Origin of the sequence: Nostoc sp., assembly GCF_036916735.1 — a bacterium.
Classification (GTDB): domain Bacteria; phylum Cyanobacteriota; class Cyanobacteriia; order Cyanobacteriales; family Nostocaceae; genus Nostoc.
This window is the reverse complement of the sequence record NZ_JBALFV010000051.1, coordinates 1-12,980: the sequence shown is the minus strand read 5'-3', so window position 1 is coordinate 12,980 and position 12,980 is coordinate 1. Positions and strand designations below refer to the sequence as shown.

Annotated in this window: 7 protein-coding genes and 1 pseudogene; 3 read left to right on the top strand and 5 right to left on the bottom strand. The window is 41.7% G+C overall.

Translation table 11 applies throughout. From position 1 onward, the window contains the following. Positions 1 to 454 precede the first annotated feature (454 nt). The 5 genes from V7L20_RS12130 to V7L20_RS12110 form a co-directional block, all read right to left on the bottom strand. On the bottom strand, positions 455 to 2,350 hold the full coding sequence (locus V7L20_RS12130; RefSeq protein WP_334744315.1) for a CheR family methyltransferase: 1,896 nt from the start codon (positions 2,348 to 2,350) through the stop codon (positions 455 to 457). A gap of 39 nt (positions 2,351 to 2,389) precedes the next feature. Next, positions 2,390 to 3,031, bottom strand: a complete 642-nt coding sequence (locus V7L20_RS12125) for a chemotaxis protein CheB (RefSeq protein WP_334744399.1) — start codon at positions 3,029 to 3,031, stop codon at positions 2,390 to 2,392. A 136-nt stretch (positions 3,032 to 3,167) separates the two neighbouring features. Continuing rightward, the gene (locus V7L20_RS12120) at positions 3,168 to 4,037 is read right to left on the bottom strand and encodes a polyphosphate kinase 2 family protein (RefSeq protein WP_334744314.1); all 870 of its coding nucleotides are present in this window, start codon (positions 4,035 to 4,037) and stop codon (positions 3,168 to 3,170) included. A 191-nt stretch (positions 4,038 to 4,228) separates the two neighbouring features. After that, positions 4,229 to 4,711, bottom strand: coding sequence for a hypothetical protein (locus tag V7L20_RS12115; protein ID WP_334744313.1), 483 nt, complete (start codon positions 4,709 to 4,711; stop codon positions 4,229 to 4,231). A 190-nt stretch (positions 4,712 to 4,901) separates the two neighbouring features. Beyond that, positions 4,902 to 6,182 carry a proton extrusion protein PcxA gene (locus V7L20_RS12110; RefSeq protein WP_334744312.1) on the bottom strand — a complete coding sequence of 427 codons (1,281 nt, stop codon included), beginning with the start codon at positions 6,180 to 6,182 and terminating at the stop codon, positions 4,902 to 4,904. Positions 6,183 to 6,565: 383 nt separating this feature from the next. Here V7L20_RS12110 and V7L20_RS12105 point away from each other — a divergent pair, with 383 nt between their 5' ends. The 3 genes and pseudogenes from V7L20_RS12105 to V7L20_RS12095 form a co-directional block, all read left to right on the top strand. Further along, complete coding sequence (locus V7L20_RS12105) at positions 6,566 to 7,753, top strand: tetratricopeptide repeat protein (protein ID WP_334744398.1); 1,188 nt, start codon at positions 6,566 to 6,568, stop codon at positions 7,751 to 7,753. Between the two features lie 76 nt (positions 7,754 to 7,829). Further along, positions 7,830 to 7,949 (top strand): annotated as a pseudogene (locus V7L20_RS12100) (Uma2 family endonuclease); the annotation flags it as partial. Positions 7,950 to 8,313: 364 nt separating this feature from the next. Continuing rightward, on the top strand, positions 8,314 to 12,980 hold a 4,667-nt coding region (locus V7L20_RS12095; RefSeq protein ID WP_334744311.1), incomplete at its 3' end, for a beta strand repeat-containing protein.

Genomic DNA, 12,980 nt, shown 5'->3' with positions numbered 1-12,980 from the left:
AGTAACTTAAATTGAGGTCTTGGATTTGAATACCAGGACTTATTTTAGATACAGATAAAAAACTTTCTTTAGCTTTGGAAAAAGTCTGATGTTGATTGGATTTATGAAGCTTCCCAATTTGTCACGGTATTGTGGGTATGTAGGTTTAGAAGTAGCAAAAATTGTTTACAAATATCTTGCAGTTCAAAGTAAAACCTATGTAATCCAAAATAGAAGGATATTGATAAATCAACTTTTAAAGTCTGGTCTAGATTCTCATACAGCAAATCGAACTGTTACTGTACTTATATCAAGCTCAATTTTACAATTAACCAACAAAAACCAATGTACAATTAATAGCGTAAAGTAACTATACAGCCAGACAAGGGGCAAAATCCCCTTGTTAAAGGTAGGCAAATCGCCACAGTATATTATAGCAATTCTCACTTGGATGCAACATTGCCACCCGACTTTTTTATGACTGCTGCTCACGTTCTTCTATTCCTTGAATAGAAATCATACTGTTGACACTCTCTACATCTGCCATTATCAAAACTGCTCCCTGTATTTCAATGCCAAACAATGGAGTGATCGCCAGGTAACATTTTATTTTTTTACCCCGACGATTGGTAGCATTGAGGATCATTTCTTGAAAGTGTTTTTTTCCCGATAGGGAGTCGCGGATGGGCAATCGCAACTGCTCGACGGGTAGCCCAATGTCTAGGCTAAAAATAGAGTGTCCTAAAACTTCGTCAGTTCGTAAACCCCATAAATCTTCTACCACGTAATTCCAAATTGAGACGTTAAAACTGTCATCAATTACTACTATTCCAGTTTGGAGACTTCTGAGTATAGAAACAAGGAAAGTATTAGTACGATTCAGTTCTGTGGTGCGATCGCTCAACTCAGTATTAATTGTTTGTAATTCTTCATTAGTAGATTGTAATTCTTCATTCATCGTCTCCAATTCTTCGTTGGTAGATTGGAGTTCTTCGTTAGTGGTTTCTAATTCTTCATTGGTAGATTGGAGTTCTTCGTTGGTAGTTTCTAATTCTTCATTAGTAGATTGGAGTTCTTCGTTAGTAGTTTCTAATTCCTGTCGGGAGCGTTGCAGTGCCTCTTGAAGTTTAATGTAACGGCTGACATCATGAAAAGCGATGCTTACACCTAAGAAATTGGTGTCGGTGTCTTGCAAGGGCGTAATCTGCACATCCAGATATTGGGTTTCTGTGTTGGATAAATAACGCTCTACATTTGTCAGGGTGATGGGGCGGCGTTCATTATAAGCCCGTTCAATTAGCGATCGCAACTCAATTGGTCGATAAGAAAGTTCCAGATCCTGGAAGGGACGAGCTAAATCTCTGAGGGAAAGGCCAAACAAATTCCGCGCTTGCTCATTTGCCAGTATCAGAATTCCATTGTTATCAATGACTACTTGAGCGATTGGTGCTGTGTCGAAACCCATATCTCGCAATCGCAGGTTTCGAGACAAACGGCTGCTAGATTCGTCATCTCCTGAATTTGCCATAACTAAAAGGCGATTGCGGATATTCACCTGTGATACTTTAGAAAATATGCGGTTTTTTAAGTCTAGGGGCGTAAACAGACTCGAATGTATCAGTAGCATTTCCGCCTTTCCTAAAAATAGATAGCCTGCATTACTTAGTGCAAAATGAAACCGAGCCAGAATTCGCCCTTGAGTCTCAGAATTAAAATACATCATGGTATTGCGGCTAACCAGCAAATCTAAGCGCGAAATGGGCGCATCCTGAAGCAGATCGTGACGACCAAAAATCACTGAGCGACGCAAATCTTGGCGGAAGACATAGCGGTTTCCGACAATCTCAAAGTATTTCTGCCGTAGGTTATCTGGCACAGCCTGGACTTCTTTTGCTGAATACGTAGCAAGACGTGCCAGGTTGAGAGCCTCTTCATCTACATCGGTGGCATAGATTTTCACTCGCTGGCGAAATTCATCTGCTCCCAATATTTCAGCCATCAACATTGCCAGGGTATAAGCTTCTTCCCCAGAAGCACAACCAGCGCTCCAGATGCGGATTGGCTCAGAACTTGTTTTATTTTTAATCAGATTAGGCAACACTTGTTCTGCTAAATATTCCCAAGCTGATAAATCTCGAAAAAAAGCAGTGACGTTAATTAGGATAGTGTTGAAAAGATAATTGAATTCTTCTGGATAAACTTCTAGGTAGTCTAGATAATCTTCAAAGTCCTCTATACTCAACAACTGCATTCGCTTAGATACCCGACGCATTAAAGTAGAACGCTTATAGCCTGTAAAATCAAATCCCCGGCTTTGTTTGAGATAAACTAGTAGATTTTCAAATTTGGGGTCTTTTTCTGGGGAAGTCATAGGGTAGAGCAGGGGACTAAGAGCAAAGGAGTGGAATTATCAACTGCGTCTGGGAGTATCAAATTCTCCCATGACCAAAGTTACCAAGGTGCTAGAGATTTTATCGAGGGGAAGAATAAAATCTACGTTGCCAGTTTGAATCGCGGTGGAAGGCATTCCAGAAAATTCGGCGGTTTTTATATCTTGAACAATAACAATACCACCCATTTTTTTTATTGCTTTTACTCCCATCGCGCCGTCACGACCTGTTCCAGTTAGCACAAGGGAGATCGCTCTATTTTTGTAAGTGGCTGCAACCGATTCAAATAATAGATCAGCCGAAGGACGTAAAAAATGTACTGATTCCGACTGTGATAAGGAAAGAGTGCCGTCACCGTTAACCAGCAAGTGACGATTAGGTGGAGCAATGTAAGTCGTTCCTGGGGTAAGGCAATCTCCCTCTTGTGCCTGTTTGACGCTAAGAGCCGTGTGCCGATTGAGAATTTCTGCCATCAGAGAGGGATGTTTGGGATCGAGGTGTTGCACAATGGCGATCGCGGCTGTAAATTCTTGAGGTAGAGTCGATAGCAATTTAATTAAAGCAGCTAGACCTCCTGCTGAGGCTGCGATCGCCACAATATCAAAGGCAGCATTATTAAAATGAGGTAAATGATTTTTGGCATCTTCCACCATCTGAGTCATGATTTTTTGGCTGCCACTATCAGACAAACTTTTTTCATTACAAAAATTATTAATAAATCTTAATATTTATCTTTTATTTAAATATATTATACAGGATATTCATATTAATTTTACCCTTTTTTGTAAAATAAATAACTCAATCCTCCTGTTCTAAAATGCGTTTGGCTTGTAAAAGTTGCTGTTTATGTTCTTCACTAACTGTCGGGTATTGCAGATTTAGTTCTTCTAATTTTGTGCAGATGATATTGGCAACACTCAGGCGTGTAAACCATTTGCGATCGGCAGGAATAATATACCACGGGGCCCATTCTGTACTAGTGTTGTTGAAAACTTCTTCATAAGCATTCATATAATCATCCCAAAAAGCTCTTTCTTGGACATCGCTATCTGAAAACTTCCAATTTTTTTCAGGAAAATCAATCCGTTGTAAGAAGCGTTTTTTCTGCTCTGCTTTTGAGACATTCAGAAAAAACTTCAGGATAATTACACCATTATTTATCAAATATTTTTCAAAGTTATTGATTTCTTCAAAACGCTGTTTCCATATCTTCTTTTTCTCAGGTAAGTAGGGAAGTTGTTGTTTTTTCAGCATTTCTGGATGGACACGAACCACTAATACTTCTTCATAGTATGAACGGTTGAATATTCCAATTCGACCTCTTTCTGGTAAAGCCTTAGTTGTTCGCCACAAGTAGTCATGGTCTAATTCTTCTGCACTAGGGCCCTTGAAACTAAATACCTGAAATCCTTGCGGGTTTACACCAGAGGTCACATGTTTAATTGTGCTATCTTTACCAGCAGCATCCATTGCCTGGAAAATAATCAACAAAGAATATGTGTTTTGAGCGTAGAGAATATTTTGATAATTTGCTAATCGTTCAATATCTACCTGTAATTTCATTGCAGCATCAGCTTTTTGATGAAACTCAGTCTTATAGGCTGGGTCATAGTTTTTTTTCAGAGAAATCTTTGAACCTGGTGGAACTATGAAAGCATCGTGATTCATAACTTTTAATTAATTCTAGGATTTTAAGTCCCTCTTGATCATCAACAAGTTTTGTAGCTTTTTCTTAATTACTGTTATAAAACTTAATGGCATAGGTATACCTTACTTTTAAGCAAGGTAATTGCAGCGTCTGTCTGCGACATGCTGCACGAACCTGTAAGGTATTACAAATTACTTTTACTCAGTACTTGCTATTTTGATTGCCGTCGCTTTGGCATAGGACGCATCGCTTCACGGCCCAACATAAACATCCCTGTAACACCCAAACTGACAAACCAAACATATTGATACCAGTATTGCCGAATCTGCTCACCCGTACTAAGTTCGGGACGCAACGTGTTTAAGTAGAGCAGCAACACTAATATCATCAGCGCCCCAAAACCAACAAAGCTTAAGCCAATACCAATTCGCGCATGTCGTAGTTCAAAATCACTAATAGTATCTAAGTCAATTTCTGCCAATTTCTTAAAAGAATTATCTGCTAAAGATGACGTTGCTTGGAATTTATTGCTCAGTTTTGGTGGCAAAATCGGCGACAGTGTTGCTACGGTTGGACGGCGTAGCAAAGCCTCAGTATCTCGTAGCAATTCTAATGGCTTACGGCTAGTAGTTGGTTGAGCAAACTCTATGTTGTCTGTAGAAGTTGGGGCATTGGCTTTGCTTTCAAAATCCATAGTACGCTTCAGAAGAACCAAGATATACATAGCCTAGCGAATCAAGAGACAAATACACCAAAATAATTATGAATTACAAATTACGTTAGTCTAGCGGGGCGATCGCGATAGCGTCTCTAAGAGTTGCTCATTACGAATTACGTAGCTTGCTTCTCGCCGGAGGCGAGTATTACGAATTACGAATTATCAATTACTCGTCCATCTCTTTTAATGTAGCTAATGCCGACGGCGATAAGCGACTCAGATAGCGGAATATCCAGTATTTAAAGATAGTGTTTAAAATCACGGGAAATGTCGCAATAAAGAAAAATACTATAGTTTTATTGGCTGGCAGTCCTAAATGTTCTATTAATCCTTCAACAATAACCTCCCACCCTTCTGGCGAGTGAAATCCTACAAATATATCTGTGGAGAGAATAATTAAAAAAGCTTTGGCATTATCGCTTAGTCCATAAGCAATATTATCTATAAAAGATTTTACAATCACAATTTCTTTTTTGCTTATAATAATAATTATACTAAAAGAAATTAGTGATATGATATCAGCAAATACATTACTAATAGCACTTTTATGTTTTCTGTAAAATTCCTCAGCTATCTCAATGGCTTTGTCTTTTACCTTTTCTTTTATTACTTCTGAAGAAATTGGTGGTGCTTGATTTAGGAAATATTCAAATTTCAGACTCTGTTGATAATTATGTAATTCCTGGAGAGCTTCTTTTTCTACATCAGAATTGCTAAAAATTTGATCGATGTTGTTTTCTAAATTTCTGTCTAATATCGGATATACTAAAAAGCTTTTAGATAATTGCTGAGTTAAAAAGGGTACAATAATTAAAATTATTATAAATCTTAGAGAAATTTTTGTCCTCTTTCTAGAAAGTCGGTAATTTCTAACAAACTCTTCTTCCGTCTGCGGTGCAAAATTTATTTTGATTCTATTAAGTCTTTGACCCATAGACCTCGATAATAATCTAGCCTGTTGAGATGAAGGTTGCGGTCGGATATTATTAATATTATAAAATGGCTGTTTGTTGATTTTGCTCTGGTTAATTTGGAGTGGTTGAGAAGTTGATATTAACGCATTGTTGCTAGTTGTTTCACTTTCTAGAGCGTATTTCTCTACAACTTCATCAATAGCTTTCAGTTTTTCTAACAATACAGAATTAGAGAGCTTTAAAATTCCACGACTAAGCCGAAACTCTATAAGTCTTACTTTGATAGTAGTTAAATTCTTATCGAGGTATCCTTGCCAATAAGACATCACATTTTCAGTATAATTTACTGATTGTGAAGATATTTTCTTGCCGTCAAAATGTTCTATCTCAATGTTTTTAATTCTCTGAGCTGCTTGTTGAGCTTCTAAAAGTGCCCTTTCTGGTGTATCTAAAAACCAAACGTTAAGCGATCGCAAATAATCTTTGATATTTTGGCGAAGTAAATTTGCTGTTCTGGCGAAAGAATTTTTCATTATATATAATTCTCTATATAATGCATATAAGTATAATAGTATATCTTGAGTTAGTTTCAGTCAGCTTGTCTAACAAGTAGGATTTGAGGATTTTTGATTAAGTAGTCATTAGTCATTGGTGCATACCCCATATCTTGCAATGCCCTGAGAAAGTCGTTGTGATAGGCTGGGGAGCATATTTCGACACTTCGGCAAGCTCAGTGCATCGCTGCGCTCAGTAACCGGGGGAGCATGGGAGCAGGAGAAGAACTATTTATTGACAAATGACTAATGACTGTCGTTTGTTAAAAACTCGCCTTATGATGGTCTGATGCTATATCGGCACAAAATAAAAGTTGGTCACTACAGTAAGCAAAAAATTTGAACCAGAATTTCTTGGCAATATGAAACTCAGTCTGTGCATGATTGTAAAAAATGAAGCAGCAACACTACCTAAGTGCCTGAGCAGTGTCCGAAAAGTAGTAGATGAAATGGTAGTCTTAGATACAGGTTCAATTGATCGCACTCCCAATATTGCCCAACAACTCGGTGCAAATGTCTATCATTTTAAATGGTGTAATGACTTCAGTGCTGCTCGTAATGCAGCTCTAAAATATGTCACTGGAGATTGGATTCTGGTATTAGATGCTGATGAAACTCTCACACCAGGAATTGTACCGCAGTTGCGAGAGGCGATCGCAAGAGATGAATACCTACTCATTAACCTCGTCCGCCACGAAATTGGTGCAGAACAATCTCCCTATTCTCTGGTGTCTAGGCTGTTTCGCAATCATCGAGATATTAGCTTTGACCGGCCTTATCATGCTTTAGTGGATGATAGCGTGTCAGCAATTATAACCAAAGAACCCCATTGGCAAGTAGGTTATTTACCAGGAATCGCACTTTTACACGTAGGATATCAAAAAAGTGCGATCACTCAAAATAACAAATATGCTAAAGCAGCTACAGCAATGGAAGGGTTTCTCGCTACTCATCCTAATGACCCCTATGTTTGCAGTAAATTAGGGGCATTGTATGTGAAAACTGGGAAAATTACCCAAGGTATGGAGTTGCTTAGACGAGGAATCACTACTGCTGAAGAAAACTACGATATTTTATATGAACTCCACTATCATTTAGGCATTGCTTACAGTCGGTTGCAAAAATCCCCACAGGCTATTTCTCATTATCAAGCTGCAATCAAATTGCCAATTTACCCCATGCTCAAATTAGGAGCATACATCAACTTGGGTAACTTACTCAAAGCAGCAGGAGATTTAAATGGTGCGAAAACTGCTTACGCCACAACTTTGAAAATTGACCCTACTTTTGTTTTTGGACATTATAATTTGGCGATGATATTTAAAGCTTTGGGTTTATTTACAGATGCGATCGCATCTTATCAAAATGCAATTGAGTTAAATCCTAACTACGCTGAAGCCTATCAAAATTTAGGAGTAGTGTTGCTCAAAGCTGGCAATCATCAAGATAGTTTAACAGCTTTTAGAAAAGCGATCGCCCTTCATGAAAGATATAACCCTGAAGAGGCGAAAAGACTACGCCAAGGGTTGCAAGAAATGGAGTTGATGTAGAGACGAGGCGGCATTGGGGAGAATGACAAATGACAAATACTATTAGGATATTAGTATTAATATTTCAGAGGTTCCTATGAGCCAAACCATTGATGAACGGATACGCTAGACAAGTGCGGATTTAGAGTTATTACCAGATAACGGTAATCGCTATGAAATTATCGATGGAGAATTATTTGTGACTAAAGCACCACATTAGGGACATCAAAAAGCTACTAGTAATATTTATCCAGAATTAAGAACTTATACATTTATTGGTTTGAGCAAGTTCGGTGAGCAACCAACTAGAAAGCGACGGACACGAAATTTGCGGTATCGGCTTGGCATAGGAGGATACCATAGGTGACAAGGAAGATTTTGTCCGAAGTTTTAACTCTATTCCAATTTAAAATTGCACATTTTAGCAATAGTAGCTGCCTAATTGTGCAATCGTTATTACTTTATTTTACCATTAATTTAGCACAACAACTGAATGCTTAATTTTAGTTGAAGATTTATTGTATAAATTAAGTAAAGTTACTCAATGCAGTGGGACTTCAAAGTAAGTCAGGAGTTTACCAGTGATTGTTAAAAGCTGGTTTGGTCGAGGTTGGGAGTGGAAAATTGGCGGTTGGGTTTCTTTAGTGGCAGCACTTTCAATAGGATTGAGCGAGAATGTCTTGGCTCAAATCGTGCCTGACAATACGCTGGGTGTTGAAAGTTCTGTGGTTAAACCCAATGTCAATATACAGGGAATTGTTAGCGATCGCATCGATGGAGGAGCAATTCGCGGTGCTAACCTCTTCCACAGTTTTCGAGAATTTAACATAGGAGAAGGCAGGGGGGCTTATTTTGCCAATCCCACTGGAATTGAGAACATTCTCAGCCGAGTCACCGGGAATAGCCGCTCAGAAATTTTTGGCAGACTGGGAGTATTAGGCAGTGCCAACTTGTTTTTTATGAATCCCAATGGCATCATTTTTGGGCAAAATGCCAGTTTGGATGTTGAGGGATCATTTTTTGCAACAACAGCAGATGCGATCGCATTGGGCAAGCAAGGTTATTTTAGTGCAACACAACCGCAACAAAGCAGTTTACTATCTGTCAGTCCAGGAGCGCTGTTTTTCAATCAAGCAGCTGCACAACCAGGGAACATAATTAATCAGGGAAATTTATCAGCGCCAAAGGATTTGACGCTGGCTGGTAGTAACTTGGATTTACAAGGTCAGTTTTATGCAGGGGGAAATTTGACCTTGCAAGCAACTGATACAGTCAAAATTCGGGATAATGAAGCGAGTCCATTTCTGGCACGCTCTGGTGGAAATCTAGCGATTGTTGGAAATCAGGGGATTGACATTTTAGCACTGAATTATCCAACGCAGACACCATTTGTAAGTGGGGGTAATCTCAGCTTAGTTAGTGATGGGATCATTTCTGGTGACGCTCGTTTTAATAGTAGTGGTAGTTTTTCAATCCATAATTTATCGGGTGGATTAGCAAACTTTGTGAGCAAATATGACCCAATTATTAGCAGTAATGGTGATGTGGATGTTACAGCTAACTACACTGGATCATCGCTGTTGGTAGAAAGCAAGGGTAATATTCGCTTTCAGGGTGATATAAATATTACTACACCGGATACTAGCCCTTTACCAGCAGGACAAGATACTGCAACCTTAAGCAATAGTACGGCGTTAATTATGCGTTCCGGACAGAATACTCTAGCTTATAGGGGTGTCAATTCTGGCTCACTATTTGCATTAAAGAGTGGAACTGTGCCAGAGGGAATTACTTTAGGTGGAAATATTACTTTACAGCCGTTTAATGGGGTTGGGGGAATAGTTAACCTGTTGGCGGCATCGGGGAATGTGAGTACGCAAGAGATGACCACCAATGGTGGGACAATTGAGATTTCTAGTGGTAGAGCAATCGTCACCAACGGGAAAACCCTAGACACAACAAATGGGGGAAATAACGGAGGGGCGATCACCCTCACAGCCCAAAACAACATTACGACTGGCAAGCTGTACTCTGACTCTTTAGGCGCTGGAAATGGGGGCAACATCACTCTACGCAGCACAGGTGGAGGCATTGACACCAGTGCAGGAACTTTGGACTCCATTTCCAGTACTGGCAATGGGGGAGCGATTACCCTCACAGCCCAAAACAACATTACCACTGGTAGCTATTTAGGTTCTTTCTCCTTATCTGGCAATGGGGGCAAGATCACTCTACTCAGCACAAGTGGAGGCATTGACACCAGTGCAGGAACTTTGAACTCCGTCTCCAGTACTGGCAATGGCGAAGCAATCGCCCTCACTGCTCAAAATGACATTAAGACTGGCAACCTGTACTCTTCCTCCAATGGAACTGGAAAAGGGGGCAAGATCACTCTACTCAGCACAAGTGGAGGCATTGACACCAGTGCAGGAACTTTGAACTCTGCCTCTAATACTGGCAATGGGAGAGCGATCGCCCTCACTGCTCAAAATGACATTAAGACTGGCAACCTGTACTCTTATTCCAATGGAGCTGGAAAAGGGGGCAACATCACTTTAAGCAGCACAGGTGGAAGCATTAACAGTAGTACAGGAGATTTGTTCTCCTACTCCAAAACTGGCAATGGGGGGGCGATCGCCCTCACTGCTCAAAACAACATTAAGACTGGCAACCTGAGCTCGTTTTCCTCAGGCAATGCAGGTTCAGGGGGCGCGATTCACCTTTCTGCCACCGGCGGCAGCATTAAGACTGGCTATTTGTCCTCTGGCTCGTTGTCTTCAGGCAAGGCAGGAGCGGGGGGCGCGATTCACCTCTCTGCCACCGGCGGCAGCATTAAGACTGGCTATTTGTCCTCTGGCTCGTCGTCTTTAGGCAATGCAGGTTCAGGGGGCGCGATTCACCTCTCTGCCATCGGCGGCGGTATTTTCACTAGCAATTTAATCTCTAATTCGTTCTCCTCTTCTGGCAAGGCAGGAGCGGGGGGTGCGATTCACCTCTCTACCACTGGCGGCAGCATTAAGACTGGCTTTTTGTCCTCTGGCTCGTTCTCCTCTTCTGGCAAGGCAGGAGCGGGGGGTGCGATTCACCTCTCTGCCATCGGCGGCAGCATTAAGACTGGCTATTTGTCCTCTAGCTCGTCGTCCTCTTCTGGCAATGCAGGTTCAGGGGGCGCGATTCACCTTTCTGCCATCGGCGGCAACATTAATACTAACTTTTTATACTCTTTTTCGTTGTCTTCCGGCAACGCAGGTGCGGGGGGCGCAATTCACCTCTCTGCCACCGACGGTAGCATTTCCACTAGCAATTTAATCTCTAATTCGTTCTCCTCTTCTGGCAATGCAGGAGAGGGAGCCAATATTAGCCTGGAAGCCACAAACACCATCCGGTTTCTTCAATATAAATTTGACCCTAACACCAGTACATACAAGCTGGTTCCAGGTACTGGTTCAATTAACTCCACAGGGAAACTGGGTTCAGGAAATATAACCATCACCAGTCATGCACCTTTTGCTTATGACAATGGCATCATTACTAGCGATACCTTTGGCCGTGGTAAGGGGGGAGATATTCTGATTAGTGCTCCTGCCATTACCTTGAGTGGGGGCGCACAATTATCAGCCTCTACCCACAGCAGTGGAGCGGGCGGGAATATTACTATGCGTGCCTCTGACAAAGTTGAACTGAGTGGAGCAACAACACAGGCTCCTCAAAACATTTTTTCTGGCCCGATTGGTGGTTTTTTGGCAATTCCACCCAGTACCTACCTGGGCGGTTATATTCCCAATGGTGATGTTGATAAATATCCCCAGGATAACAATGGTAATCGTATACCACCTCTAGGAACTCAATTTCCTAGCGGCATGTTTACTCAGACAACTGTCGATTCCGGTGGCAGTGCTGGCAACATCAAGATTGAAACGGGGCAACTGAGCATCAAAGATGGAGCAGCTGTTGCCACTACCACATTTGGGCACAATAGCAACGCAGGCAACATCTCGGTGCAGGCAGACTCCATCTCGGTTGCCAACGGCTCAATCTTAAGTGGCGTGGCAGGAGGCGCAATTGGCAATAGTGGCGATATTGACCTTTCCACTCGTTCCCTTTCCATTACAACAGGGGGAACTGTGCAAACCCAAACCTTGGGAGAGGGAATTGCTGGAAACATTCAAGTGAATGCCACTGATGCTGTGACAATCTCTGGCATCAACCCCACTTCTCACACTCCTAGTGGATTACGCTCAGGGAGTGGTGGCAGCAATACCCTGTTGGGTACTGCCAACAACAATATCGGTCAGGGTGGCGACATCTACGTTACAACGGACAACCTCAGCGTAGCAGATGGAGGGGTTTTAGATGCCCAAACCCTGACTAACTCCAGAGGAGGCGACATTACTATCAATGCCAATACCTTGAGTGCTGTTAACGGTGGACAATTGCTTACCAGTACCTCTAGCGGTGGACAAGCGGGAAGCTTATCTATAGATGCATCCCAGGCAGTAACAATTAGCGGCAATAGTCAACTCTCAGTCGAGACAAGCGGCGCTGGAGCCGGGGGAAAACTGGACATTGAGACACAACGCCTAACAATTCAGGATGGAGCACAGGTGTCCGCTTCTACCTCATCCCCTAATCCTAACGGAGTAGGCGGCAACATCACAGTAAAAGCTACACAATCTCTAGACATAAATCAGGCAAGTTTGCTTGCCAAGTCAAATGGTGCTGCTCCTGCTGGTAAAATAAAGATTAACACCGGAAACTTAACAGCCAGAGATGGCACGATCGCAACCTCCTCTAAGGAATCTTCTGGGGGAGCTATCAACATCACCGCTTCTGATATTCGCCTCTTTGGTAACAGCGATATCAGAACTGATGTCGCCTCTGGTGCAGGCGGTGGCGGTAACATTAACCTAGCAGCTAACTCAATTATCGCTTTTGGCGACAGCGACATCCTCGCTTATGCTGATCGTAATGATGGCGGCAAAGGGGGGAATATCATCTTCGACACCAAAGCTTTCTTCGGGGAAAACTACAGCCCTGCATCTTCAGGTAACAATCCGCCAAATACCCTTGATGGCAATAATCGAGTTGATATCAATGCCACTGGTGCTGTCAGTGGAGTCATCACCCTACCTGATACCACCTTCATTCCAAACAGCCTTACCGAGTTACCCGAAAATCAGATTAACACTGAGAGTATCCTGGCAAATAGCTGCATTGTCCGCCGCAACCAACCAACGAGGGGAACCTT